Raw genomic sequence first — 23924 nt, forward strand, 5'->3', positions numbered from 1 at the left:
CCCATTCCGCAGGCGGCGTGATGGCGCGGCTGGTCCTGCATATCGGCGCCCACAAGACGGCGACCACCTATCTGCAGATGCGCTTTGCCCGCAATCGCAAGCGGCTCTTGCGGCATGGCGTGCTCTATCCCGAATGCGGCGGCAACGTGCATCATGCCTGCCTCGCGGGGCCATGGATCCGCACCCGCCTGCCCGAGACGCATTTCGGCGGCGAGACGCGCGATGCCCATTTCGCCCGCCTGGTTGCCGAATATGCGCGCCACCCCGGCACCGTCCTTCTGTCGGCCGAGGCGTTCTCGCGCCGTCTGCCCGACCCGGTCGATACGCGGGATCTGGCCGCGCGGCTGTCGGGGTTCGAGGATGTGCGCATCGTTCTGAGCCTGCGCGAACAGGCCGGGTTCCTGTCCTCGGTCTGGATGCAGCGCGCCCGAAACGCCGATTGCACCGCGGACCGCGGTGCCTTTGTCGCGCGGGTCATCGACACGGGGATGGCCCACGGGCTCGAGGCCGATTTCACGCCGCTCTATCGCCGTTATTCCGAGGCGTTCGGGGCGGGGGCGGTGCATGTGCTCGACTACGCCGATTTCCACGAGGCCCCGGACGGGCCGTTCGGCGAGTTCCTGCGCCTGCTGGGCGTCGCCGCGCCGGCCAGGCGCTTTGCCGATGTGAGCGAGGCGCAGGCGAACCGCTCTCCGCCGCCGCTGGCCTTCGAGCTTGCGCGCCGCGTGACCGCGCCCCATCCCCCGACGCCCGCCCGTGTCGACGCGGCCCGGACCGCGCTGCGCGCACGCGGCATCGACCGCACCAGCCTTCTGACCCGCGACGAGGCCGCGCGGCTCGCCAGTGCCTTCGGCCCGCGCAACCGGGCTTTGGTCGCGGCGGTGCGCGCGGGCGGCCAGCCCGAGTTCACATTTGCCATGCCCGATCCGCCCGGCGACATTGCCTATCTCGACGATCTGACGCCCGAGGATGTCGCGGCCGTCGAGGATGCGGCGCGCGATGCGGATGCGCCGGGCCGGAGGGCTCCGTCGGCCGGTGCCGCGATCCTTACGGGGGCGAGCGGGGGGATCGGCGCGGCGCTGGCCCCGCTGCTGGCCGCGCGGCACCGGCCCATCCTGCTTTGCGGGCGCGACCGCGCGCGGCTCGAAACGGTGGCGCGCGCGGTGGGCCGCGCGGGCGGGCGGGCCGAGATCCTCGCCGCCGATCTGCGCGATCCGGGTTTCGCCGCGGGGCTCGCCGCCTTTGCCGAGGCCCATCCGGTCGCGCTGCTCGTCGTGGGGGCAGGGGTGACGGCCGGTCATCGCGACGGGGTCGAACCGCCGGGGCAGGCCGCCCGCGTCGTCGGGGTGACGCTTGCGGGGGCCATCGCCACGGTCGAAGCGGTGCTGCCGGGCATGATCGCGCGCGGGCAGGGGCGCATCGCGCTGATTTCGTCCATCGCCGCGCTATCGCCCACGCCCCATTTGCTGAGCTACAGCGCCGCCAAGGCCGGGCTGTCGGGCTATGCCGCCGCGCTCGAACGCGCGGTCGCGGGGCGGGGGGTCGCGGTCAGCCTCGTTCTGCCGGGCTTTGTCGCCACACCGATGACCGCGCGCCATGGCGGCCCGACGCCCTTTGTCATCACGCCGGACGACGCGGCGCGGCGCATCGCGCGCGGGCTTGCGCGGGGTCGGCGGCGGATCGTCTTTCCCCGGCGGCTGGCGCTGGCCGCACGCGCGCTCGAGGCGCTGCCCTGGCCCTTGCGCCGCCGCCTGCCGGCGGGCCGCGCGGTGCGGATCGCGCCCGACGCGGACGAGCGGGCCGGCACCCGCCCGGCGCGCGACGCATGAGCCTGCGCGCCCTGTCGATACCGGACGCGACGGCGCCCGATGCGGGGCCGGGCCCCACGGCCGACCTATACCTGCGGTGGAGCTGTGCCGACCGGATCGCGCGGGGCGATCTGGTGGCGCTCGGGCCGACGCTGTTTCGCGCGGGCGGCACGCTGATCGTGCTGCGCCATGTCTCGGGGATGCGCGCCTTGCCCCCGCATGACCGCGTGATCCTGGTGGCCGATGACGACTGGCACGGTGGATTGTGGGACCGCACCCTGCCGCTGGCCTACCGGATGAAGCTCGCCCTGACCGAATGCCGCGACGCGTCGCGGGTCGAGGCCCGCGCGGATACGGTGCTCGTGTCGTCGGACCGGCTGGCGCGACTTTACGCGGCGCGGTTGCCGGGGCGGCGGATCGTTCGGATCGACCCCGCCTGGACGCCGCCGCAATCGGCGCCGGACGGGATCCGCGCCGATATTGCCTGGCTTGGCTCGCCGGCGCATGCGGGCGACCTGCGTCTTGCCATCGAGACGATCGAGCTTTGCCGGCAAGCGCGTCCGGGCCTGCGGGTGATCGTCGCCGGGGGCGCGCGGGTTCCGCGGCACTGGCGGCGCGACCCGCGTATCCTGCGCCTTCCCGACATGCCGTGGCCGCGCTGGCTGGCCTTTCTGCGGCGGGCGCGGATCGGGATTGTCCTCTATCCGCTGGCGCCCGGCGCGTTCAACGCCGCGCGCTCGGTCAACAAGCTGCTCGAGGCGGACCAGGTGGGCGCGGTGCTGCTCGCGTCCGACTGCTGGGCGGCGGGTCACGCGGCGGCGCGCGGCGGCTACTGCAAGCTGCTGGGCGACTCGCCGCGGGACTGGGCGGCGGCGGTGCTGGGGCTGATCGACGACCCGGAAACGCGGCAGCGGATCGCGGCCCGGACACGCGCGCATATCGCCGCCCGGCGGGGTCTCGCCACGCAGGCCGCGCTGTGGGAGGGGCTCTTGTGATGGGCGCCCGCCTTGGATTTCGGCGGGGCACGCGACCCGTGCGGGTCGGATCGGCGCGGGTGTTCGTCGAATGCGCCGCGATGCTCGACGATTTGCTCGTGGTGACGGGCTGGGTCTCGCGCGCGGGCCTGTCGGTCGATCTCTGCCGCGACGGGCGCGCCATCGGGGCGGCACAGCTCAGGATCGACCGCGCTGATGTCCGTAAGGCGATGGGCGGCGGCGAGGGGTTCGCGCTGGTGGCGCGCAGCGCGGCGCGAACGGGCATGGCGCTTGCGGCGGGCGAGGCGCGCGTTCGGGTCGCCCTGCCGCCCCCCGGCCCGGCAAGCCCGGCGGCGCTGCGCACGGCCGCGCCGCTTCTGGTGCGCGCCATTCGCGCCGAGGGGTCCGCGGCGCCCTCGCGGTTGCCTCAGACGCTGCGCGCCCTCCCCGCGATACCCGCCCCGTCGTCCGCGACGATGGCCGAAGGCGCGCTCGACGCGGTGCTCGTCGCGGACGGGGCCGGGTGCGGCATCGCCTTTGGCTGGGTCATGGACGCGGAGGGCGAGCTTTTCTGGATCGAAACCGATGGCCCGGCGCCGTCGGTGCTGCGGCTCGGCCCGGCGTTCCGGCTGGTGCGACGCGATGTTGCCGCGGCCGCGATGACGCAGGAGGTCGGGGCGCCGGGTTTCGTTCGTTTCGTCGAAGGCCTCGGCCCCGATACACGGCTGCGGCTTTGCCGCCTGACGGGCCGTGGCAAGCGTGTCCTGAACGAGATCGCACGCCCCGAGATCCTGCCGCCCGGATTGGCCGCCGCCGCACGGCGCTTGTCGTCCATGTCCCTGCCGCCGGGGGCGGCGGCCGCGCGCATGGCCCGTGCGGACGGGGCGCTGGTCGCGCGGATCGCGCCCTCGTGCGACGAGGCGCGTCCGCCCGCCATCCTGCGGGACACGACCGTCGGAGAGCCGCCCGCCGCCCCCGATCTGACGGTGATCGTCTCGCCCGGCCCCGACCCGGCGGTCGCGGCGGCGCAGATCGTCGCGCTGGCCTCGGACCCCGAGATCACCGGCCGGGCCGAGGTGATCGCGACGATCTGCGACGACGGCCGGGCGGTGCCGCTCGCGCCCGAGATCGAGCATCTGGCCGCCCTCTGGTCGCTGCCGCTGCGCGTGATCCTGTGCGGTCGCGGGGGCGGGCCGCTCGGCCCCGCGCGGGTGGGCGCGCAACAGGCGCGGGGGGCGGTGCTGTTGTTTTTCGGTGCGGGCGTGGTCCCCGACCGGCCGGGCTGGGTCGGAGATTTGCGCGCGGCAATGGACGGTGGCGCGGCGGTGCCGATCCTGACCGGCCCTGAGGGCTGCGCGCGCGCCACCGGCCTGCCGCCCGAGTGGGACGTGCCGCAACCCGCGCGCGCCCCTGCGGGCTGCCTCATGGTCGGGCGCGCGGCCTATTTCGCGGCCGGCGGGCTCGACGCCGCCCGGTTCGGTGCCGAGGGCGCGGTGGCCGATCTCTGCGCGCGGCTGACCGCGCGGGGCAGCGCGCCGCGCGTGGTTCAAGCGGTGCGACTGGTCGCCCTCGGGGCGGGGCGCGGAAATTCGCGCGCGGAATGGTGCGCGGCCGCCGATGCGTGGCTCATGGCGGGGGGCGCGCCATGACCGGGCACCGCATCGTCACCCTGTCGAACGGCCATCCCGACCTCGGCGCGGGCGGTAGCGAGGTTGCGGCAAAGGCACTGGCCGACGCCTATCGCGACCTGCCGGGGGTGGCGGAGTCGCAGCTTGTCGCGACGCTCGACACGGGGCGGGCGCCCACCGGCGCGCTGTCTTCGCACGCGCCGGGCGAATGGCTTTGGGACACGGGCATCTCGGACTGGTTCACCCTGCGCCCCGCCCATGCGGCAGAGAACCACGCGACGCTGGCCGCGTTCCTCGCGCGCGTGCAGCCCGATATCGTGCATCTGCATCACTATGCCCGGCCGGGGCTGGACGTGATCCCGCTGATCCGGCGGGTCGTGCCGGATGCGCATATCATCCTGACCCTGCATGAATATCTCGGGATCTGCGCGGCCGACGGGCAGATGGTGACGCGTGGCGAGGGGCGGCTTTGCACGCACGCGGCGCCCGTGATCTGCGCGCGCTGCTTTCCCGACCGCGATCCGGGGCAGTTCTGGCTGCGCCGCGAATGGATGCTGCGCCATTTCGCGCTGGTCGACAGCTTTGTCGCGCCGTCGGTCTTTCTGCGCGAGCGCTACGTCGCGTGGGGTCTTTCGCGCGACAGGGTGGCGGTGATCGGGAACGCCATCGCCCCGCCCGCCGCCGCCCGCGCGCCGCGCCGCGACCCCGACGCAACCCGTTTCGCCTTTTTCGGACGGCTGACCGAGTTGAAGGGGCTCGAGGTCCTGCTGCGCGCGGTCGCGATGCTGCCCCGGCTGCGCCGCCGCGAGATCTCGGTCGAGATCAACGGCACGGGCCTGGATCGCCAGCCCGCCGCGTTCGCCGCCCGCATCGAGGCGCTTGCCGCGCCGCTCGGGGCGCAGGGCGTGCTGGACTGGGCCGGCGCCTATGACGCGGCGGGCCTTTCGGCGCGGATGGGGCGCTGCGACTGGGTGTTGGTTCCATCGACATGGTGGGAAAACGCGCCGATGGTCATCCACGAGGCCTTCGCCCATGGCCGCCCGGTGGTCTGCTCGGATATCGGGGGCATGGCAGAAATGGTGCGCGACGGGGTGGACGGTGTCTACGTCCCGGTGGGCAGCGCCCGCGCCTGGGCGGATGCGCTGGACCGGTTGGGCGGCGACCACGCGACATGGGCGCGCCTCGCAGGCGGGATCGCGCCGCCCCCCGCGCCCGCCGAGATCGCGGCCGCTCATCTCGCGCTGGTCGCGGGGGGGCGCTGATGGCCGATCTGGCGATCCATATGGGCCTGCAAAAGACCGCGACGAGCTATGTGCAGGCGCGGATGGCGCACAATCGCGCGGCGCTGGCGCGGCACGGGGTGATCTATCCCCGGATGCGCGGCGATTGGGATCATGCCTTTCTGCTGACGCCCTGGCGGCGCACCGCCTTTCCGAGATGGCTCTATGCGCCGCATGGCCCCATGGGTCATGTCGAGAGGGTTCTGGCGCGGTTGCGCGATGCGCCTGGTACGGTCCACCTGAATTGCGAGCTGTTCTTTCTGCTGGCGCGCGACCCCGATGCGCTTGCCGATTTCTGCCGCCGGATCGAGGGGTTCGGCACGCTGCGCGTCACGCTGGCCCTGCGCACGCAGATCGAATTGTTGCAGGCTATCTACCTACAAGCGGTGCGGGTGCGGCGCGCGCCGCTCGATCCGCAGCGGTTTCTCGCCCGCTCCATCGAGCGGCGCGAGACGCTCGAGCGGACGCTGGATTTCGGCGATCTCCATGCGCGGCTGACCGATGCGTTCGGCGCCGGGAACGTGACCGTGGTCGATTACGAGACGTTGCGCACCCATCCCGAGGGACCGTTCGGCTGGTTTCTCGACCGGCTCGGTATCGGCGCGCCCGCCACGGATTTTGCCGATGTCCCCGACGCTGCGGCCAACCGCTCGCCCGACCCGCTGGCGGGCGCCGTCATGCGGATCCTCTGGCCGCGCGAGCGGCTGCTGGCCGATCCTGTGACGCTGCACCGCCTGACGCGGCTGCTGCGCGGGACGCCGCCCCGGCCCACGACCATGTTCACCCGCGCGCTCGAGACCCGTGCGCGCGAGGTGTTCGACCCGATGAACCGCGCGCTGGTCAAGGCGGTGCGCCGCACCCAGCCCGATTTCGCCTTTGCGATCCCGCCGATGCACGAGGGCACGCTCTACCCCGAGGATCTGGGCGCCGAGGATTGGGCCGCCATCGCGCGGCTGGCCGCGGGGCGGCGCGCGCCCTCGGCCGCCCGGCTCTGGCTGGGCGATCTGCAAGCCGGTCTGCCGCCCGCGTGGCGCCGGCCGCGCCCGGCGCGGGGCTAGCGGTATGGAGCGTCTGTGCATCCTGCATATCGGCACCGAAAAGACCGGGACGACCGCGCTGCAGATGCGGCTGGTCGCGCGGCGCGCGCGCCTTGCACGGCAGGGCCTGCGCTATCCCGAGGCGCTGGGCACGCCCTCGCATCGCGCGCTGGCCGTGGCCTGCCAGCGGCTCGACCCCGGCGACGATGGCGCGCAGGCGCTCGGCGCGGTGACGGCGCCGGGCCTTGCGCGGTTGCGCGCGACGCTTGCTGAACGGCTTGGGCAGGAGCTTGACGCATGGGGCGGCTGCGATCGCTGGCTGATCTCGTCCGAGCATCTGCATTCGCGCCTGCGTACAGAGGACGAGGTCGCGCGGGTGCGCGATCTGCTCGCGCCTCATTTCGACGAGATCGTCGTGGTGCTGCATCTGCGCCCGCAGATCGACATGCTGGTCTCGCTCGCCTCGACGGCGGCGCGCGTGGGGCAGCGCGTCGATGCGGGTTTCCTGCGTGCGCGGGCAGGGGACGGCCATTACTGCGAATATCTGCGTCTCTGGCGGCTCTGGGCCAACGTGTTCGGGGCCGCCCGGCTCAAGCTCGTGGCGTTCCGGCGCAGCCCCGATATCGGCGACACGCTCGAGCGGCTGGCCGATGCCGACCTCGCCGCGGGGCCGAAGGAGGCGGCGCGGATGAACGCATTCCTCGATATCCGGGCGCTGGCGCTGGTCAATGCCGCGGTCGATGCCGGGCGCCCGCTGGGCAGGCGCAGCGAATGGTTCGATGCGCTGCGCGTGGTCGAGCAGTTGCGGCCGGGAAGGGGGTTTGCCGCCGAGATCCAGCGCCGCTTCGACGCCGATAACGCGCGGCTCGTGGAATTGTGCCCCGATCTTGTGCCGGGCGATCTGGACCCCGCGCCGGACGCGTTCCCCGAACGGGGCAATCTGCATCTGCTGGAACGGCGCCAGAGCCTCGCCGCCGCGTGGCAGGCCATCCGGCCGATCCTGCCCGAAAGGGTCGCGGGATGACCGGGTTCCTGGCCCGGCTGGGCGATCTGCGCGCGATGTTGGCCGACCGGATCGGCGCGGCGTGGCTGGTCGTGATGCATTATCATGCCGTTCAGGCCCGTGGCGGGCACGGGCCGATAGAGCTCTGCGACGGTGGCGCGGCACTGGCGCGGATCGACCGGATCACGGTCCGCGGCGGGCGAACCCGCATCGACGGCGTGCAGATCGCGCCCGAGATCCGGTTCGCCACCGAGCGCGATCATGCCCTCGTCCGGCGCGACGACGCGCAGGGGGGCCGGTTCTCCGTCGATATCGAGGGGGCGTTGCGGCTGCGCTGGGCAACGGGCAGATCGGCGCGGATGCACGCGATCCCGCTGGCCGGTCCGTTCGGGCGGGTCCGCAATGCCTCGCGCACGTCCCGCCGGCTCGCCGCTTTCGCGTGGGGCGCGCGGGCCGACTTGGCCCGCTACGCGCTGCGGGGCGATCCGGCCGCGGGGCAGCGGCTGGAACACGCGCTGCTGCCGCGACCCGCCCCGTCACCGTTGCGCCGGGTCGAGGCGAGCCTGTTCGAGCCGGCGCCTCTTCCGCCGCGCGCACCCGTCGATATCGTCCTGCCGGTGCATGACGCCCTGTCCGATCTGCGCCATTGCCTTGCCGCGCTGGCGCCGACCCTTGGGCCGGGCGACCGGGTGATCGCCATCGACGACGCCTCGACCGATCCCGAGGTGCTCGTGGTCCTGCGCGACTGGGTGGCGCGGGTTCCGGGGGCGGTTTTGCTGGAAAACGCTACCAATCTCGGCTTCGTGGGCAGCGTGAACCGCGCGCTGGGGATGCGGCGGGGCGACGTGGTTCTGCTCAACTCGGACGCGGTGGTGCCCGAGGGCTGGCTCGACCGGATCATGGCGCCCTTTGCCGATGGGCCCGATATCGCCAGCGTCACGCCCCTGTCCAACGATGCCGAGATCGGGTCGGTCCCGGTGATCTGCCGTCCCCGAAGGCTCGCCCCCGGCGAGGCGGCCGCCATCGACGCCACGCTGGCCAATCTGGACTGGCGGCAGACGCTTTCGCCCGCACCGACGGGGGTCGGGTTCTGCATGGCGCTGTCGGGGCGATGGCTCGACCGGGCCGGGGCGTTCGATCCGGCTTTCGGCCCCGGATATGGCGAAGAGGTCGATTGGTGCCGCCGCACCGCCGCGATGGGCGCGGCGCATATCCTGCACGGGGGGCTTTTCGTCGAACATCGCAGCGGGCGATCCTTTGGCGAAGCGCGGCCCGCCCTCATCGCCGAGGGCAACCGGATGATCGCCCGGCGTTACCCCGGTTACGATCGGATGGTGATGCGGTTCATCGAGGACGATCCCGGCGCGGTGCCGCGTCTGATCGCCGGAGTCGCTCTGGCCGGTCAGGGGAACGGGCCGCTCGACCTGTTCCTGGCCCATGATTGGGGCGGGGGGGCGAATGACTGGCTGATGGACGAGGTCCGGGGCGCGGTCGACGCGCGCGGCGCCGCGCTGGTGCTGCGCGCGCAGCCGCGCGAGAACGTGCTGGCGGCCGAGCTCTACAGCGCCGAGGGACGGGTCGCGGCGCTGGTCCCTCTCGGGGCTCTGAAGGCGCTGCTGGCCCCCGTGGCGCGGCGGTGCGTGGTCTATTCGAGCCTTGTCGGCGCGCATGATCCGCTGGCCGCCATGCGCGCGTTGCTCGGGGCGATCCACCCCGGCGACCGGGTCGAGGCGGTGTTCCACGATTATTTCCCGCTCTGCCCGAGCTACAACCTGCTGGGGCATGACGGGCGGTTTTGCGACCTGCCCGCGCCCGCGTCTTGCGAGGCGTGCTATCGCCGCCTTTCCGCGCCCGAATGGGTCGTGCCGAGCAACAATGCCGCCTGGCGCGACGGCTGGCACGCGTTCATGTCGCGGGCGGATGCGATCACCGTCTTTGCGCCCTCGGGCAAGCGCCTCGTCACGCGGGTCTGGCCCGAACTCGCCCCCCGGATCGCGATCCAGCCGCACCGCCTGCTCGCCACGCCCGAGCGCCTATCCCCGCCCGGAGGCGGCGGCACGGTGGTCGGTGTTCTTGGCAATATCGGCTATCCCAAGGGGGCGGCGGTCATCCGCGATCTCGCTGCCCATAGCGGGCCGGATTTCCGCATCGTGGTCATCGGCAAGCTCGCCCCCGGCTATTCGGACCCGCGGCTGATCGTGCACGGCCCCTATCTTCGGTCCGAAATCGCCGCGCTGGGCCGCCGATACGGGGTGACATGCTGGCTGATCCCGTCGATCTGGCCCGAGACGTTTTCCTTTGCGCTGCACGAGGCCCTGGCTACCGGACTTGAGGTGTTCGGCTACGACATGGGCGGGCAGGGCGACGCGCTGCGGGCCGCGCCGAACGGGCATGTCGTGGCACCGGGTACGCGGCTCGATCCGTCCACGTTCGACGTCACGCCCGCGCTCAGCCGGTGAGAAGGTCCAGCCGTGCGCGCCGGCGCCGCGCGATCCGGGCGACGAGCCGGGGATGGTCCGCGCGAAAGCGGGCGGCATGGGCCGCGTTTTCGGCCCCGCCGATCTTGGCGTGGGACAGGGGCGCATCGGATGCCGGGCCGAGCGCCACGCCCGCGTGATCCGCGATCCGCGCGGCCAGCGCGGCGGGCGGGACGGCGATGCTACGCTCGTAGCTCAGCCGCAGCGGCGCGATGCCGAAGCTGTCGAAGAACGCCGCGTCGCGATCCTCGGCCCGCAGGATATGGTCGAGCCAGCGCCGGATCCCGGCCGCGTCATAGGGAAAGGGCGGCGCGGAGTCGGCATGGGGCTCGACGCTGTGGGCCACGCCCGATCCGACCATCCGCGCCAGCGACACCGCCTGCGCCACGATGTCCTCGCGGATCAGCCAGACCGATCGCGCCTCGGGAAAGGCCCGGCGGAAGCCGCGCGGACCGCCGAACACGCGGCGCATCTGGTGGGCCGTGATCTCGAAGCCGAGCGTGCCGCCCACGGCCAGACCGCGCCGTGCGGCGGCGATATAGCCGTCGAGATCGCCCGCGCCGAGCGTCGCTGCGATGGCGGGCATGAAGTTGGGGTTGAAAAGCTCATGCGCGTGGCCGAGCCGCCCGGTGCGCGCAAGGATCTCGGTCAGGCGCGAACTGCCCGAACGCGGCGTGAAATGGATCGCCAGCACCCGGTCGCAGGGGGGGCACGCCATCGCGGCGGCAAGCCGCACCGGGTCGGGCACCGGCGGAAACAGTGCCGCGCGGCTCATGCGGGCACCCGCCGGCGGGGCATGTCGGGGCGGGCGAATGGGGCGCGGGGCATGGCGACGTGATAGCCGGGCGCGCGTGCCCTGTCAGCGGGAAAGGTCCGGGCGGGGCGCGTCCCCGCCCGGCGCCGTTTCAGATCACGCCCATCGCGCGCATGGCATCGGCCACGCGGACGAAGCCCGCGATATTCGCACCCAGCACGTAATCGCCCGGCGCGCCGTATTCCTCGGCGGTCTGCACGCAGGAATCGTGGATATTCGCCATGATCTCGGCCAGACGCTCCTCGGTCTTTTCAAAGGACCAGCTGTCGCGGCTGGCATTTTGCTGCATCTCGAGCGCCGAGGTCGCCACGCCCCCGGCATTGGCGGCCTTGCCCGGCGCAAAGCGGACACCGGCGGTCTGAAAATTCCGTACCGCCTCGGGCGTGCAGGGCATGTTGGCGCCTTCTGCCACGACGATGACGCCGTTCGCGATGAGCGTCTGGGCGTCGGTTCCGTTCAACTCGTTCTGCGTGGCGCAGGGCAGGGCGATCTCGCAGGGCACCTCCCAGATGTTACCGCCCTTGAGATAGGTGCACTCCGCGCCCTTGGCCTCGGCATATTCCGAGATGCGGCCGCGCCGCACCTCCTTGATCTCGCGCACGAGGTCGAGATCGATCCCGTTTTCGTCGACGATCACGCCGCCGCTGTCGGAGCAGGCCACGACCTTGCCGCCATAGGCCATGATCTTTTGCATGGCGTAGATGGCGACGTTGCCCGAGCCCGACACGATGCAGCGCTTGCCCTCGAAATCGGTGCCGAGATCGGCCAGCATCGAGCGGACGAAATAAACGGTGCCAAAGCCCGTCGCCTCCTTGCGGGCGCGCGACCCGCCATAGGCCAGCGCCTTGCCGGTCAGCACGCCGGCCTCGAAGCGGTTGTTCAGGCGCTTGTACATGCCGAACATATAGCCGATCTCGCGCGCGCCGACGCCGATATCGCCGGCCGGCACATCGACATACTCGCCGATGTGGCGGTGCAGCTCGACCATGAAGGATTGGCAAAAGCGCATGATCTCGCGGTCGGACTTGCCCTTGGGGTCGAAATCGGACCCGCCCTTGCCGCCGCCTATGGGCATCCCCGTCAACGCGTTCTTGAAGGTCTGTTCGAAGCCGAGGAACTTGATGATCCCGACATTGACCGAGGGGTGAAAGCGGATGCCGCCCTTGTAGGGGCCGAGCGCGGAGTTGAACTGCACCCTGAAGCCGCGATTGATCTGCACCTGATTGTTGTCGTCGATCCACGGCACGCGAAAGATGATCTGGCGCTCGGGCTCGCAGATACGCTCGATCAGCGCCTCGTCGCGGTATTCGGGGTTGCGCGTGACCACCCGGCCGAGGCTCTCGAGAACCTCGCGGGCGGCCTGGTGAAACTCCGGCTCCCCGGCATTGCGGTGCATCACCGTGCTGAGGATCGGTTGCAGCTTTTCGTCGACAGCATTCATGCGCGTGGCCCATTCCGGTTTTTTCCGGTGGGGTGTCGCGTCATTTCACGCAAAGTTCAATAGGTGTGAGCGACCCAATCTTTCGCCCCGGTCTCATGCTTCGGGACCTGCGCGGTGAAGCCCCGTTTCGGTCAGGATGACGTCGAGCGCGATGTCATGCGGCTGCGGCCGGATCGTCGGCATCCTCGCGGCCTCGACCCCGATCCCGATGGTAAACGGGCGCGGATCGAGCGCCGCGAGCGTCCGGTCGAAATACCCGCCGCCATAGCCGAGCCGGTAGCCCTGCGGATCCCACCCGACGAGGGGGGGCAGCGTGATCTCGGGCGCCATCGCCTCGGCCTCGGGCGGGGGGACGGGGATGTTCCAGTCGCCGCGCACCATCCGCGTCTCGCGCCGCCAGCGCCGAAAGACCAGCGGGGCGGCCTTGCGCTCGACCAGGGGCAGCAGCACGAGGGCGCCGGCCGCGTCCAGATCGGACATGAGCGGGCGCAGGTCCGGCTCTCCCTTGATCGGCCAGTAGAACGAGATAGACCGCCCCCGCATGTCGCCGAACCGCGATGCCAGCAGCCCGCGCAGATGCCCCGCGATTGCGGTCTCAAGATCGCGCCGGGCCTCGACGCCGATCTCGCGGCGCGCGGCCAGATGCGCGGCCCGCCGCTCCTTGCGCCATGCCGCAACGTCGCGGTCGTCGGGTGACAGTGGCTCCGTCCCGGTCATGCCGCGCCCTGCGGCTCGAAGCGGGGGAACAGGATGTCGTTCTCGAGCCGGATATGGGCCTCGAGATCGGCGATGAACTCCTCCAGCCTGGCATAGAGGCGCGTCCAGCTTCCGCAGGCGTCCGGGGGCAAAGTCGGCCCGCCGGTGATCCGGCGGATCTCGGCCAGGTCGTTTTCGTGGTGATCATGGTCGGCCCGCATCGCGGCGATGGGGTTTTCGACCCCGCGCAGGCCGCCCGCGCGCAGGGCGGGAAAGAGGATCAGCTCTTCCTTCTTCATGTGAACCTCCATCTCGCCGATCATCCGCCGCAGGATCGCCGCAAGCCCCGCGGGCGCGCGCGGATCGTCTGCATGGACGGTTTCGACCCGCTCCGACAGGTCGGCCAACGCGGGCAGTTGCCGGCGGTGGCGCGCATGATAGCGCGCCTCGATGTGATGCGTCAGCGCGGCGGTATCGTGAACGGGAACCTCGTCGGTCATGGGGCCGTCCTTTCGTCAGTGCAGGGAGGGGACCGCATGCGGGCAGGTGGCGCGCGCATCCTGGACGGCCATGTGCAGCGACCGGGCGATGCGCTCGGCACGCAGGATCACATGCGCCGCACCCTCGGGCGTGCAGACCTCGTGCGCGGTCTCGCGAAACAGCGCGAGCCAGCGGTCGAAATGCGCGCGCCCCACCGGCAGGCTCGTATGCGCGGGCACCGGAGCACCGTGATAACGCCCGGTCATCAGCGCGACCGAGGACCAGAAGGCGACCATGCGATCGAGATGCGGCCCCCAATCCGTGATGCGCGCGGCAAAGATCGGCCCCAGCATCCCGTCGTCGCGCACCTTGCCGTAGAAACGATGCACGAGCTCGGTCAGCCGCTCTTCATCGAGCCCGGTCTCGCGCATGACCGCCAGCGTCATCTCGGGCCGGGCGGAGGCGATGCGGGGCGTGTCGTCGGCGGGCTCGGCCATGGCGGCCTCCGGTCTCGGGTCTGTCGGCATGGAGATAGGGCGTTTAATCGGCATTGTAAATGCCGGTTATGGGGCGGGCGAGGGGGAGGGGGGCAGACGAAGACCTGCACAGGCGCAGCACGCGCGGAAAAACCGGGATTTTCGGGAGACGGTAGCCCGCTAGAAACGTCACGCGGGCGGATGCGGTATGGCGGAGAGACAGGGATTCGAACCCTGGGAGGGCTTGCACCCTCAACGGTTTTCGAGACCGCCCCGTTCGACCACTCCGGCACCTCTCCGCGGTCTGGGGGGCGTCTAGCCAAAGCCGGGCCGGGGTGCAAGAGCGGTTCGCGAACTTGGCAAGACGGGGGTGACGCCATAGGTATCGCCCAGCCGATGCACCGCCCCGGAGCCCGTTTCATGCGCCTGACCGTTCTCGCCCTGCCGTTCCTGGCCCTTGCCGGGCCCCTGTCCGCACAGCAGGACGAGACGCGCGCGCTCTACGATGCGCTACGGCTCGACGAGGTCGTGGGAATCATGCGCGACGAGGGGCTCGCCTATGGCCGCGACATGGCAGCCGACCTTTTCGGTAGCGCTGGCGGGCCGTCCTGGGATGCGCGGCTCGACGACATCTACGATCGCGGCCGCATGACCGATGCGGTCGAGGCCGATTTCCGGCAGGCGCTGGACGGGGTCGATATCGGGCCTCTGCTCGAGTTCTTCGGCAGCCCCGAGGGGGCGGGGATCATCGCGCTCGAGATCGAGGCGCGGCAGGCGATCCGCGACGAGGCGGTGGAAGAGGCCGCGCAGGCGCGTGCCGAGACGCTCGCGGCGCAGAACGATCCGCTGGCCGCCGATGTGGCCGAGTTCATCGAGGTGAACGACCTAGTCGAGCAGAACGTGGTCGGCTCGCTCAATTCGAACTTCGCCTTCTATCTCGGGCTTGCCGACAGCGCGGCCGATGGCGGCATGAGCGAGGACCAGATGCTGGCCGAGGTCTGGGCGCAGGAGCCCGAGATCCGCGCCGACACGCGCGAATGGCTCGAGGGGTACCTGACGCTGGCCTATGCGCCGGCCGATCCCGACGCGCTCGATGCCTATCTCGCGCTCAGCCGCAGCGATGCGGGGCAATCGCTCAACCGCGCGATCTTTGCGGCCTTCGATACGCTTTACGTCGATCTCTCGCGTGAGCTCGGGCGGGCGGCGGGGGCGCGGATGGCCACGCAGGACCTGTGACGCGGCGCCGCCGGGCCTTGACAGGCGGGCGGTTTGCGGGCATTCGCGCGGCTCGCCGGTGCATCTTGCACCACCGGGCGATCCAATTGACATGACGCCCCGTTGGGGGCGCGCTGTCCGAGGCGGGAAATAATCCCGGAACCGGTCCCACGAGGGGCAGGCCACAGGACGCGGCAGACAAAGGAAGACGACGATGTTCGCGGTTCTCAAGACCGGCGGCAAGCAGTATCGGGTTCAGGCAGGCGACGTCCTGCGTGTCGAGAAACTTGCGGCCGATGCCGGTGACACGGTCCAGTTCAACGAAATCCTCATGGTCAACTCGACCATCGGCACGCCCTTCGTGGACGGGGCCGGCGTGCAGGCGCAGGTGATCGACCAGATCAAGGGCGAAAAGGTCATCCATTTCGTCAAGCGTCGGCGCAAGCACGGCTCCAAGCGGACCAAGGGCCATCGCCAGCAGCTCACGCTTCTGCGCGTGACCGACATTCTCGAATCGGGGGCCGCGTCCTCGGGCGTCAAGGAAGCGATCGGGGCGGGCATCGCCGGCTGGACCGGGGTCAAGGCCGATAGCGGCGACATCGTTCACGACCGCGCGGGCCAGGCCGAGATGAAAAAGCGCGTGGCCACCGGCGGCGCGTCCGAGAAATCGGCGGCCAAGACCGATGCGGCGGCCGGCGGCGAGACCGTCAAGCCCGGCAACCTGCTGACCGAGGCGCGCGACGGCAAGCCCGACGATCTCAAACGGATTTCGGGCGTCGGCCCGGCGCTCGAGAAAAAGCTGCATGACGCGGGCGTGTTCCATTTCGACCAGATCATGGCTTGGGGCCCCGCCGAAATCGCCTATATGGACGATCAGCTTTCGTTCAAGGGCCGGATCGAGCGGGACAACTGGATCGACCAGGCCAAAGAATTCAACGCCGAGAAGGAGTGACGACGCATGGCACATAAAAAGGCAGGCGGTTCCAGCCGCAACGGTCGCGACTCTGCAGGGCGTCGACTCGGCGTGAAGAAGTTCGGCGGCCAGGAGGTCATTCCGGGCAACATCATCGTGCGCCAGCGCGGCACCAAGTGGTGGCCGGGCGAGGGCGTGGGCCTCGGCCGCGACCACACCATCTTTGCGACCTCCGAAGGGCGCGTGACCTTTCACAAGGGGCTCAAGGGCCGGACCTTCATCTCGGTCCTGCCCGAGGCCGAAGCCGCCGAGTAACGGCGTCCGCGCCCGTTCAGGCCATTCGTATCGTTGGGGGATCGGCGTCGGCCGGTCCCCCTTTTGCCGTCAAGGATCCTTCGGAAACGGGGTATCCGATCCTCCCGCTTCCTTCGCTTCCGTGCCCCTGTATCCATGACGACATGAGCTTTGACACCGCCTATCTGACCGGCGCGCGGCTGCGCCTGCGGCCGCTGCGCGCGGGCGACGCGGACGCCATCGTGGCGGGCGTCGGCAATTATGACGTGTCCAAATGGCTCGCTGTCGTGCCGTTTCCCTATGCCCGGCACGACGCCGAGGCGTTCATCGCCTCGCCCGCGGCCGAGCCGCGCCGGACATGGGCGATCTGCGACGATGGCGGGCTTTGCGGGGTGATCTCGATCGCCGGAGAGTTCGGCTATTGGCTGGATCGCCGCGCCTGGGGGCAGGGCTACGCGACCGAGGCCGGGCGGCTGGTGCTCGACGCGGCCTTTGCCGATCCGACGCGCGACAGCCTCGCGTCGTGCTACATGGCGACGAACGCGCGTTCGGCGCGGGTGCTCGACAAGCTGGGGTTCCGCCATGCCGGGACCGCCGAACGCATGTTCCGCGCCTATGGCCAAACGGCCGCCGCGCATCTCGTGGTCGTGACCCGCGCCGACTGGCGGGCCGTACGCGGGTTGAGACGGCGGGGCTGGTCGTCTATCGGCTTGTTCTCGAAATCACCGGAGGCGCCGCGATGAAGTTTCTCGATCTAGCGCGAATCCAGATCCGCTCGGGTGCGGGGGGCGGCGGGGCCGCGTCCTTCCGCCGCGAAAAGTTCATGGAATACGGCGGGCCGGATGGCGGCGACGGGGGCGATGGCGGCGATGTCATCGCCGAGGCCGTGGACGGGCTGAACACCCTGATCGATTTCCGCTATCAGCAGCATTTCTTTGCCAAGAACGGCCAGCACGGGATGGGCAAGCAGCGCACGGGGGCCAACGGCGCCGATATCGTGCTGCGGGTGCCCGTCGGCACCGAGATCCTCGACGAGGACGAAGAGACAGTGATCGCCGATCTTGCGACGCTGGGCCAGCGGGTCGTGCTGGCCGAGGGCGGCAATGGCGGCTGGGGCAACCTGCGGTTCAAGACCTCGACCAATCAGGCGCCGCGCCGGGCCAATCCCGGCCAGCCCGGCATCGAGCGGACGCTCTGGCTGCGGCTCAAGCTGATCGCGGATGCGGGGCTTCTGGGCCTGCCCAATGCCGGCAAATCGACCTTTCTCGCCGCGACCTCGAATGCCCGGCCCAAGATCGCCGACTATCCGTTCACCACGCTGCACCCCAATCTCGGCGTCGTGGGCATCGACGGGGCCGAGTTCGTGATGGCCGATATTCCGGGCCTGATCGAAGGCGCAAGCGAGGGGCGCGGCATCGGCGACCGGTTCCTCGGCCATGTGGAGCGCTGCGCCGTGCTGCTCCACCTCGTCGACGGGTCGAGCGAGGATGTCGCCGCCGACTGGGCCACCGTGATCGGCGAGCTCGAGGCCTATGGCGGCGCGCTGGCCGACAAGCCGCGCGTGACCTGCCTCAGCAAGATCGACGCGCTCGACGACGAGACGCGCGCGGCGCGGATGGCGGCGCTGTCCGCCGCGGCGGGGCCGGTCATGGCGCTCTCGGCCGTTTCGGGCGAGGGGCTGGCCGAGGTGTTGCGCGCGGTCCGCGCCGAGATCTCGCAGGATCGGCTGCGCGCGGCCTCGCCGTCGCCCGACATGTCCGGGGGCGGAACGTGGCAGCCCTGAGCCTTGCCGCCGCGCGGCGCCTCGTCGTCAAGATCGGCTCGGCGCTGCTGGTCGACCGCGACAACGGTGCGCTGCGCGCGGATTGGCTGCGCGCGCTGATCGCCGATGTCGCCGCGCTTCGCACGCAGGGCACGGATGTGGTGCTGGTCTCGTCGGGCTCCATCGCGCTGGGACGCGAGGTGCTGGGGCTCGGCCGCGCCGATCTGCCGCTCGAGCAGGCGCAAGCCGCCGCCGCCGTGGGCCAGATCCGCCTTGCCCGCGCCTACGAAGAGGTTCTGGCCCCGCATGGGCTGAGCGCGGCGCAGGTGCTCGTCACGCTCGAGGACAGCGCCGACCGGCGTCGCTATCTCAACGCGCGCGCGACGCTGGGCACCCTGCTGCGGCTGGGCTGCGTGCCCATCGTCAACGAGAACGACACCGTGGCCACGGACGAGATCCGGTTCGGCGACAACGACCGGCTCGCCGCGCAGATCGCCGTGACCGTGGGCGCCGATCAGCTGGTGCTGCTGTCGGATGTCGACGGGCTGTATACCGCCAATCCGCAAACCGACCCCGAGGCGCGCCACCTGGACGAGGTCGCACGCATCACCCCCGAGATCGAGGCGATGGCCGGCGGCCCGGCCACGGCCCTGTCCAAGGGCGGCATGCGCACCAAGATCATGGCCGCACGCACCGCGACCGGCGCGGGCTGCGCCATGGCCATCGCCGATGGGCGCGCGCTGCATCCGCTGGCCGCGCTCGGGGGCGGCGGGCGGGCCACCTGGTTCCTGCCGCAGGGCGATCCGCAGACCGCGCGCAAGGCTTGGATCGCGGCGATGAAGCCGCAGGGAACGCTGCGCATCGACGCGGGCGCACGTCGCGCGCTCGAGGCGGGGCGGTCACTGCTGCCTGCCGGTGTTGTGGCGGTCGAGGGCGGGTTCGGCCGCGGCGATCCGGTCGAGATCCGCGGCCCCGACGATATCGTGGCGGGCTACGGGCTTGCGCGTTATACCGCGACCGAGGCGCGGGCCATCGCCGGGTGCCGGTCGGACCGGATCGTCGAGGTTCTGGGCTATCCAGGTCGCGCGGCGCTGATCCACCGCGACGACATGGTGCTTCAGGGGGGAACGGGATGACCGTGCAGGACGATATCGCGGCGATGATGGACGAGATCGGCGCGCGGGCGCGCGCGGCCGCGTCCCGGCTGGCCATCGCTTCATCGGCCGCCAAGTCCGACGCGCTGTCGGCCGCGGCCGATGCGCTGGTCGCGCGGGCGGAGGGAATGGTGGCGGCCAATGCCCGCGACATGGATGCTGCCCGCGACAAGGGGCTCGGCGCCGCGATGCTCGACCGGCTGATGCTGGACGAGGCGCGCGTGAGGGCCATCGCCGAAAGCCTGCGCGCCATCGCGGCCCAGCCCGACCCGGTGGGCGAGATCGTCGAGGCCTGGGACCGCCCGTCGGGCATCGCCATCGAAAGGGTGCGCACGCCGTTGGGCGTGATCGGCGTGATCTACGAATCGCGGCCCAACGTGACCGCAGATGCCGGGGCGCTCTGCCTGAAATCGGGCAATGCGGTCATCCTGCGCGGCGGCTCGGAAAGCCATCACAGCGCCGCCGCGATCCACGCCTGCCTCGTCGAGGGGCTGCGCGCGGCCGACCTGCCCGAAGATGCGATCCAGCTCGTGCCGACGCGCGACCGCGCCGCGGTCTCGCGGATGCTGGGCATGACCGGGGTGATCGACGTGATCGTGCCGCGTGGCGGCAAGGGGCTGGTCGGACTGGTGCAGGCCGAGGCGCGGGTGCCGGTCTTTGCCCATCTCGAGGGGATCGTGCATATCTTTCTCGACGCGAGCGCCGATCCCGAAAAGGCGCTGCGGATCGTGCTGAATGCCAAGACCCGGCGCACCGGGATCTGCGGCGCCGTCGAATGCCTGCTGATCCATCGCGACGCGATTGCGACCGTGGGACAGGGAGTGGTGCGCGCGCTGCTCGATGCCGGTGTCGAGGTGCGCGGCTCGGCCGAGGTCGCCGCGATCGAGGGGGTTGTGGCCGCGGGCGAAGACGACTGGGGGCGCGAGTTTCTCGACAAGGTGATCGCGGCGCGGGTGGTCGACGATCTCGACGCGGCGATGGACCATATCGCGCGCTACGGCTCGGATCATACGGATTGCATCGTGACCGAGGATGACGCCGCGGCCGAGCGGTTCCTGAACGAGGTCGACAGCGCCATCGTGATGGTCAACGCCTCGACCCAGTTTGCCGATGGCGGAGAGTTCGGGATGGGCGCCGAGATCGGCATCGCGACCGGTCGGCTTCATGCGCGGGGTCCGGTGGGCGCGCGCCAGCTCACGAGCTTCAAGTACCGCGTCAGGGGCGACGGGGCGGTGCGCAGCTGATCGTCGGGCGCGGCCCGCTCAGGCCGCGAGCGTGATCGCACCGCGATGCCGCGTGATCTCGATCCGCCGGCCAAGCGCCGCGGCCGCGCGTTGGGCCAGCGGCAGATGGACCAGCGCGGCGGCGGGCAAGGGCGCCTCGGCATCCGTCAGCATGTCCTCCCAACCGGGGGGCTCGCGCAGCGCCCCCGCCGTCAGCGTGGCGGCCAGCCGCCCGCCACTGGTCTGCGCCAGCGCGATATGCCCCTCGCGCGGGCAGAGCGTTTCGGCCGAAAGCACCAGCAGCACCCCCAGCCGGGCGAGCCGCCGGTCGGTGGTCGCGGGCAGGTCGCAATCGATTCCGACGCGCTGCGAGGTCCAGGACGACCGGCATATGCGCGAGATCTCGTCGCCCGCCATGGTCTGTCCCTGCGACGCGGGACCGAAGGCCAGGCGAAACAGGTTGATCCGGGCCAGCGCGCTGCGCGAACTGTCCTTGAGCAGCGGCATTTCCATCCCGGCGATGGTTCCCGACAGTTCCAGCAGCTCGAGCCCGTTGCCGATGGCGCCCAGCGGTGAGATGAGGTCATGACAGATCCGCGACGAGACCAGCATCGCCAGTTCGGACTCGCGCGCCGTCACGCCCGTATCCGCCGACATGAAGGAGCCGTCGCCATGTCCGATATGAACGCCCTGCTCGAGCCGGGCATGATCGTGCGCCACCCCGACCGTCCCGACTGGGGCGACGGGCAGGTGCAAAGCAATATCGGCGGCACCGTCACGGTTATGTTCCGCGAGGTGGGCAAGGTGGTCATCGACGGTCGACATGTGGACCTCATCCCCGTGTTCTGACTTCCCCCCGGTATGGCCCGCAAGTCTTAACCGAAGGTTAAGCGCACGGGGCGGGGCTGTTGCGTCACGGCGGCGCGGCGCCTATGACACGGCACACCCCGCGAGCCGCCCGACCGATCCGTTTTCGCGGGCCCCGACGCCCCCCGACCCCGGCGAGTGATGCCCGAGCCCGATTTCTCTCTCGATCTCGCCACGACCGAGACCCAGCTGCGCGCCGCGCAGCGCCTGCGCTATCGCGTCTTTGTCGAGGAACTCGGCGGCGACGGGCCGATGGTCGATCACGCCGCCCGGATCGAGGCCGACCGCTTCGACCCCTTTTTCGACCACCTGATCCTGAGCGACATGAACCGCCCCGAGCCCGACCGCGCCATCGGGGTCTATCGCGTGATGCGCGACGATTGCGCGGCGCGCGCCGGGGGGTTCTACACCGAGGGCGAATACGACCTCGCGCCGCTGCGCGCCTCGGGGCGGCGGCTGATGGAGCTCGGGCGGTCCTGCCTGCATCCCGATTACCGCGGCGGCACGGCGATGTCGGTGCTCTGGAACGGGCTCGCCGAATACGTGCAGCGCCACCGCATCGAGATCCTGTTCGGGGTCGCTTCGTTCCACGGCACCGACCCCGAGGCGCTGGCCGCGCCGCTGTCGATCCTGCATCACCGCCATCTCGCGCCGCCGCCGCTCCGGGTCCGGGCCACGGGCGAGGGCGCGGCCGCGATGGACCTGCTGCCCGAGGCCGCCATCGACCGCGTGGCGGCGATGCGCGCGGTGCCCTCGCTCATCAAGGCCTATCTGCGGCTGGGCGGTTTCGTGGGCGAGGGGGCTTTTGTCGATCGCAGCTTCAACACCACCGATGTCTGTCTCGTCATGGATGCGGCGCGGATGAACCCGCGCTCGCGCGCGCTCTATGCGCGGGGCCGCGCGGGATGAGCACCTGGCGCGGCGCGCCGCCCCCCGATCCCGTCCCCATCTCGGCCGCGGGCTGGCTGCGAGTTTTCGCCAAGGGCGTGCCGCTCGCGCTCGTCGTGTTCGGAGGGCTTGCCGTCCACATGATCCTGCGCGCGATCGAGGCGCCTGCGATGACCCTCGGCGCCCGGATTTCGCGCGGCTCAGCGCTGGCGCGTCCGGTGACGCCCTGGGTCACCGTGGGCGTCTGCCGCGCCGCGCTGACCCTGATCGGGCTGCGCTGCAAGACGACCGGCGCGCCGATGCGCAGGCGCGGCGCGCTGGTCGCCAACCATTCGAGCTGGCTCGACATATTCGTTCTGAACGCGGCGGGGCCGCTCTATTTCGTGTCGAAATCCGAGGTGGCGGGCTGGCCGGGCATCGGCTGGCTGGCGCGCGCCACGGGAACCGTGTTCATCCGCCGCGACCCGCGCGAGGCGCGCGCACAGACGGCATTGTTCGAGGCGCGGCTGCGGGCGGGGCATCGGCTGCTGTTCTTTCCCGAGGGCACATCGACCGACGGGATGCGGGTTCTGCCCTTCAAGGCGACGCTGTTCGGGGCCTTCTTTGCAGAAGGGCTGCGCGATGCGATCTCGGTGCAGCCCGTCTCGGTGGTCTATACCGCGCCCGCGGGGGCCGATCCGCGGTTCTATGGGTGGTGGGGCGACATGGCGTTCGGCGCGCATCTGCTGCATTTGCTCGCCGCGCCGCGGCACGGGCGGGTCGCGGTCGACTGGCACGCCCCGGTCGAGGTGGCCGCGTCGCCCGACCGCAAGGCGCTGGCCCGCGCGACCGAGGCCGCGATCCGCCTAGCCGTGGAGCGCCGCCGTGAGCTCGGCCAGCCGCCGCAGGGGGTCGGGCGCTGACCAGAGCTCTTCGCCCAGCGCCACGAAATCGGTGATCGTGGCCAGACGGGACAGCGCGGCCTCGTCGAGCCCGCCCTCGGCGATGACCGGCAGCTCCACGATCTCGGACCACCATTGGAACAGCTCGTCCTCGGCGCGGGCATCCTCGCCCAGCGTCGGGCCGCCCACGGGGCCGAAGGCGATGTAATCGGCCCCTGCCTCGCCCGCGGTCATGCCGTCATGGCGCGAGGTCGCGCACCACGCGCCGACGATGGCATCCGCCCCCAGATCGGCGCGGGCCTTGCGCACGTTGCGCGAGCCGTCGCCCAGATGCACCCCGTCGAGCCCGGCCCGCTCGGCGATCTTCCAGTGATCGGCGATGACAAGCGCGACGTCGTGCGGCTCGGTCACGCCACGCAGCGCGTCGGCCGCGCGCATCAGCGTTTCCTCGTCGCGCGTGGCGAGCGCGAGGCGCACGCAGGCCACGGGTTGCGCGTCGAGCAACCCGGCGAGCGTCTGGGAAAAGGGGTCGGGGTCGAATTGCGGCGGGGTGACGAGATATAGCTGCGGCGCGTCGTCGGCCATGGCGGGCTCCTGCCGGGAAAAGGGCGTG

The 23924-nt window shown here is 71.2% G+C and carries 24 protein-coding genes and 1 tRNA gene; 17 read left to right on the forward strand and 8 right to left on the reverse strand.

The window, feature by feature from the left end:
* Window positions 1-20: 20 nt before the first annotated feature.
* Genes E2L08_RS02375 through E2L08_RS02405 form a run of 7 tightly spaced genes read left to right on the forward strand, consistent with a single transcriptional unit; the run spans window position 21 to window position 10189 of the window.
* Complete coding sequence (locus E2L08_RS02375) at window positions 21-1829, forward strand: SDR family NAD(P)-dependent oxidoreductase (RefSeq protein ID WP_133395462.1); 1809 nt, start codon at window positions 21-23, stop codon at window positions 1827-1829.
* Window positions 1826-2803 carry a glycosyltransferase family protein gene (locus E2L08_RS02380; protein WP_133395463.1) on the forward strand — a complete coding sequence of 326 codons (978 nt, stop codon included), beginning with the start codon at window positions 1826-1828 and terminating at the stop codon, window positions 2801-2803. Before E2L08_RS02375 ends, E2L08_RS02380 begins: the two co-directional genes overlap by 4 nt.
* The gene (locus E2L08_RS02385; protein ID WP_168771030.1) at window positions 2803-4431 is read left to right on the forward strand and encodes a hypothetical protein; all 1629 of its coding nucleotides are present in this window, start codon (window positions 2803-2805) and stop codon (window positions 4429-4431) included. The genes E2L08_RS02380 and E2L08_RS02385 overlap by 1 nt, the downstream gene beginning before the upstream one ends.
* Window positions 4428-5672, forward strand: a complete 1245-nt coding sequence (locus tag E2L08_RS02390; protein WP_168771031.1) for a glycosyltransferase — start codon at window positions 4428-4430, stop codon at window positions 5670-5672. Before E2L08_RS02385 ends, E2L08_RS02390 begins: the two co-directional genes overlap by 4 nt.
* Window positions 5672-6748 carry a hypothetical protein gene (locus E2L08_RS02395; protein ID WP_133395466.1) on the forward strand — a complete coding sequence of 359 codons (1077 nt, stop codon included), beginning with the start codon at window positions 5672-5674 and terminating at the stop codon, window positions 6746-6748. The genes E2L08_RS02390 and E2L08_RS02395 overlap by 1 nt, the downstream gene beginning before the upstream one ends.
* A 4-nt stretch (window positions 6749-6752) precedes the next feature.
* Window positions 6753-7751: a hypothetical protein gene (locus E2L08_RS02400; RefSeq protein ID WP_133395467.1), complete on the forward strand. Its 999-nt coding sequence runs from the start codon at window positions 6753-6755 to the stop codon at window positions 7749-7751.
* Window positions 7748-10189 (forward strand): glycosyltransferase, encoded by a 2442-nt coding sequence (locus E2L08_RS02405; RefSeq protein WP_133395468.1) that lies wholly within the window; start codon window positions 7748-7750, stop codon window positions 10187-10189. Before E2L08_RS02400 ends, E2L08_RS02405 begins: the two co-directional genes overlap by 4 nt.
* Here the strand turns inward: E2L08_RS02405 and E2L08_RS02410 are convergent.
* From E2L08_RS02410 to E2L08_RS02435, 6 genes are all read right to left on the reverse strand, one after another.
* Window positions 10179-10982, reverse strand: coding sequence for a Stf0 family sulfotransferase (locus E2L08_RS02410; protein WP_133395469.1), 804 nt, complete (start codon window positions 10980-10982; stop codon window positions 10179-10181). The two genes, E2L08_RS02405 and E2L08_RS02410, sit on opposite strands and share 11 nt — an antisense overlap.
* A gap of 130 nt (window positions 10983-11112) precedes the next feature.
* A complete protein-coding gene (gdhA, locus tag E2L08_RS02415) occupies window positions 11113-12462 on the reverse strand; it encodes an NADP-specific glutamate dehydrogenase (protein WP_133395470.1) in 1350 nt (449 codons plus the stop codon).
* Window positions 12463-12555: 93 nt separating this feature from the next.
* Complete coding sequence (locus E2L08_RS02420; RefSeq protein WP_133395471.1) at window positions 12556-13179, reverse strand: 5-formyltetrahydrofolate cyclo-ligase; 624 nt, start codon at window positions 13177-13179, stop codon at window positions 12556-12558.
* A complete protein-coding gene (locus tag E2L08_RS02425; RefSeq protein ID WP_133395472.1) occupies window positions 13176-13658 on the reverse strand; it encodes a hemerythrin domain-containing protein in 483 nt (160 codons plus the stop codon). The genes E2L08_RS02420 and E2L08_RS02425 overlap by 4 nt, the downstream gene beginning before the upstream one ends.
* Window positions 13659-13673: 15 nt before the next feature.
* Window positions 13674-14135: a group III truncated hemoglobin gene (locus tag E2L08_RS02430; RefSeq protein ID WP_133395473.1), complete on the reverse strand. Its 462-nt coding sequence runs from the start codon at window positions 14133-14135 to the stop codon at window positions 13674-13676.
* A 188-nt stretch (window positions 14136-14323) separates the two neighbouring features.
* A tRNA-Ser gene (locus E2L08_RS02435) sits at window positions 14324-14413 on the reverse strand.
* Between the two features lie 121 nt (window positions 14414-14534).
* Here E2L08_RS02435 and E2L08_RS02440 point away from each other — a divergent pair.
* The 7 genes from E2L08_RS02440 to E2L08_RS02470 all read left to right on the forward strand — a co-directional run bounded on the left by E2L08_RS02440 (window position 14535) and on the right by E2L08_RS02470 (window position 20696).
* Window positions 14535-15350 carry a DUF2059 domain-containing protein gene (locus E2L08_RS02440; RefSeq protein WP_168771032.1) on the forward strand — a complete coding sequence of 272 codons (816 nt, stop codon included), beginning with the start codon at window positions 14535-14537 and terminating at the stop codon, window positions 15348-15350.
* A 193-nt stretch (window positions 15351-15543) separates the two neighbouring features.
* Window positions 15544-16281: a 50S ribosomal protein L21 gene (locus E2L08_RS02445; RefSeq protein WP_133395475.1), complete on the forward strand. Its 738-nt coding sequence runs from the start codon at window positions 15544-15546 to the stop codon at window positions 16279-16281.
* A 6-nt stretch (window positions 16282-16287) separates the two neighbouring features.
* A complete protein-coding gene (gene rpmA / locus E2L08_RS02450) occupies window positions 16288-16557 on the forward strand; it encodes a 50S ribosomal protein L27 (protein WP_133395476.1) in 270 nt (89 codons plus the stop codon).
* Window positions 16558-16700: 143 nt separating this feature from the next.
* Window positions 16701-17279: a GNAT family N-acetyltransferase gene (locus E2L08_RS02455; protein WP_133395477.1), complete on the forward strand. Its 579-nt coding sequence runs from the start codon at window positions 16701-16703 to the stop codon at window positions 17277-17279.
* Entirely contained in the window at window positions 17276-18319 is a 1044-nt protein-coding gene (obgE, locus tag E2L08_RS02460; RefSeq protein WP_133395478.1) for a GTPase ObgE, read from the forward strand. The genes E2L08_RS02455 and obgE overlap by 4 nt, the downstream gene beginning before the upstream one ends.
* A complete protein-coding gene (gene proB / locus E2L08_RS02465) occupies window positions 18307-19434 on the forward strand; it encodes a glutamate 5-kinase (RefSeq protein WP_133395479.1) in 1128 nt (375 codons plus the stop codon). The genes obgE and proB overlap by 13 nt, the downstream gene beginning before the upstream one ends.
* Window positions 19431-20696, forward strand: a complete 1266-nt coding sequence (locus E2L08_RS02470) for a glutamate-5-semialdehyde dehydrogenase (protein ID WP_133395480.1) — start codon at window positions 19431-19433, stop codon at window positions 20694-20696. Before proB ends, E2L08_RS02470 begins: the two co-directional genes overlap by 4 nt.
* 18 nt (window positions 20697-20714) lie before the next feature.
* On the opposite strand, the gene E2L08_RS02475 is transcribed toward E2L08_RS02470, so the two are convergent.
* Window positions 20715-21332 carry a histidine phosphotransferase family protein gene (locus tag E2L08_RS02475; RefSeq protein ID WP_133395481.1) on the reverse strand — a complete coding sequence of 206 codons (618 nt, stop codon included), beginning with the start codon at window positions 21330-21332 and terminating at the stop codon, window positions 20715-20717.
* 15 nt (window positions 21333-21347) lie between these two features.
* On the opposite strand from E2L08_RS02475, the gene E2L08_RS02480 reads away from it, so the two are divergent.
* The 3 genes from E2L08_RS02480 to olsA all read left to right on the forward strand — a co-directional run bounded on the left by E2L08_RS02480 (window position 21348) and on the right by olsA (window position 23332).
* Window positions 21348-21524: a DUF3553 domain-containing protein gene (locus E2L08_RS02480; RefSeq protein ID WP_133395482.1), complete on the forward strand. Its 177-nt coding sequence runs from the start codon at window positions 21348-21350 to the stop codon at window positions 21522-21524.
* A 159-nt stretch (window positions 21525-21683) separates the two neighbouring features.
* The gene (gene olsB, locus E2L08_RS02485) at window positions 21684-22451 is read left to right on the forward strand and encodes an L-ornithine N(alpha)-acyltransferase (protein ID WP_133395483.1); all 768 of its coding nucleotides are present in this window, start codon (window positions 21684-21686) and stop codon (window positions 22449-22451) included.
* Window positions 22448-23332 (forward strand): lyso-ornithine lipid O-acyltransferase, encoded by an 885-nt coding sequence (olsA, locus tag E2L08_RS02490; RefSeq protein WP_133395484.1) that lies wholly within the window; start codon window positions 22448-22450, stop codon window positions 23330-23332. Before olsB ends, olsA begins: the two co-directional genes overlap by 4 nt.
* Here the strand turns inward: olsA and E2L08_RS02495 are convergent.
* Complete coding sequence (locus E2L08_RS02495; RefSeq protein WP_133395485.1) at window positions 23276-23896, reverse strand: thiamine phosphate synthase; 621 nt, start codon at window positions 23894-23896, stop codon at window positions 23276-23278. The two genes, olsA and E2L08_RS02495, sit on opposite strands and share 57 nt — an antisense overlap.
* Between the last annotated feature and the right edge of the window lie 28 nt (window positions 23897-23924).

The sequence above is a fragment of the Palleronia sediminis genome, from assembly GCF_004358695.1.
GTDB lineage: Bacteria > Pseudomonadota > Alphaproteobacteria > Rhodobacterales > Rhodobacteraceae > Palleronia > Palleronia sediminis.

What these genes read in the sequence shown, in the direction of transcription:
- E2L08_RS02375 (WP_133395462.1), top strand. Translation starts at nt 21, where the DNA reads ATGGCGCGGCTGGTCCTGCATATCGGCGCCCACAAGACGGCGACCACC.
- E2L08_RS02380 (WP_133395463.1), top strand. Translation starts at nt 1,826, where the DNA reads ATGAGCCTGCGCGCCCTGTCGATACCGGACGCGACGGCGCCCGATGCG.
- E2L08_RS02385 (WP_168771030.1), top strand. Translation starts at nt 2,803, where the DNA reads ATGGGCGCCCGCCTTGGATTTCGGCGGGGCACGCGACCCGTGCGGGTC.
- E2L08_RS02390 (WP_168771031.1), top strand. Translation starts at nt 4,428, where the DNA reads ATGACCGGGCACCGCATCGTCACCCTGTCGAACGGCCATCCCGACCTC.
- E2L08_RS02395 (WP_133395466.1), top strand. Translation starts at nt 5,672, where the DNA reads ATGGCCGATCTGGCGATCCATATGGGCCTGCAAAAGACCGCGACGAGC.
- E2L08_RS02400 (WP_133395467.1), top strand. Translation starts at nt 6,753, where the DNA reads ATGGAGCGTCTGTGCATCCTGCATATCGGCACCGAAAAGACCGGGACG.
- E2L08_RS02405 (WP_133395468.1), top strand. Translation starts at nt 7,748, where the DNA reads ATGACCGGGTTCCTGGCCCGGCTGGGCGATCTGCGCGCGATGTTGGCC.
- E2L08_RS02410 (WP_133395469.1), bottom strand. Translation starts at nt 10,982, where the DNA reads ATGAGCCGCGCGGCACTGTTTCCGCCGGTGCCCGACCCGGTGCGGCTT.
- gdhA (WP_133395470.1), bottom strand. Translation starts at nt 12,462, where the DNA reads ATGAATGCTGTCGACGAAAAGCTGCAACCGATCCTCAGCACGGTGATG.
- E2L08_RS02420 (WP_133395471.1), bottom strand. Translation starts at nt 13,179, where the DNA reads ATGACCGGGACGGAGCCACTGTCACCCGACGACCGCGACGTTGCGGCA.
- E2L08_RS02425 (WP_133395472.1), bottom strand. Translation starts at nt 13,658, where the DNA reads ATGACCGACGAGGTTCCCGTTCACGATACCGCCGCGCTGACGCATCAC.
- E2L08_RS02430 (WP_133395473.1), bottom strand. Translation starts at nt 14,135, where the DNA reads ATGGCCGAGCCCGCCGACGACACGCCCCGCATCGCCTCCGCCCGGCCC.
- E2L08_RS02440 (WP_168771032.1), top strand. Translation starts at nt 14,535, where the DNA reads ATGCGCCTGACCGTTCTCGCCCTGCCGTTCCTGGCCCTTGCCGGGCCC.
- E2L08_RS02445 (WP_133395475.1), top strand. Translation starts at nt 15,544, where the DNA reads ATGTTCGCGGTTCTCAAGACCGGCGGCAAGCAGTATCGGGTTCAGGCA.
- rpmA (WP_133395476.1), top strand. Translation starts at nt 16,288, where the DNA reads ATGGCACATAAAAAGGCAGGCGGTTCCAGCCGCAACGGTCGCGACTCT.
- E2L08_RS02455 (WP_133395477.1), top strand. Translation starts at nt 16,701, where the DNA reads ATGAGCTTTGACACCGCCTATCTGACCGGCGCGCGGCTGCGCCTGCGG.
- obgE (WP_133395478.1), top strand. Translation starts at nt 17,276, where the DNA reads ATGAAGTTTCTCGATCTAGCGCGAATCCAGATCCGCTCGGGTGCGGGG.
- E2L08_RS02470 (WP_133395480.1), top strand. Translation starts at nt 19,431, where the DNA reads ATGACCGTGCAGGACGATATCGCGGCGATGATGGACGAGATCGGCGCG.
- E2L08_RS02475 (WP_133395481.1), bottom strand. Translation starts at nt 21,332, where the DNA reads ATGTCGGCGGATACGGGCGTGACGGCGCGCGAGTCCGAACTGGCGATG.
- E2L08_RS02480 (WP_133395482.1), top strand. Translation starts at nt 21,348, where the DNA reads ATGTCCGATATGAACGCCCTGCTCGAGCCGGGCATGATCGTGCGCCAC.
- olsB (WP_133395483.1), top strand. Translation starts at nt 21,684, where the DNA reads ATGCCCGAGCCCGATTTCTCTCTCGATCTCGCCACGACCGAGACCCAG.
- olsA (WP_133395484.1), top strand. Translation starts at nt 22,448, where the DNA reads ATGAGCACCTGGCGCGGCGCGCCGCCCCCCGATCCCGTCCCCATCTCG.
- E2L08_RS02495 (WP_133395485.1), bottom strand. Translation starts at nt 23,896, where the DNA reads ATGGCCGACGACGCGCCGCAGCTATATCTCGTCACCCCGCCGCAATTC.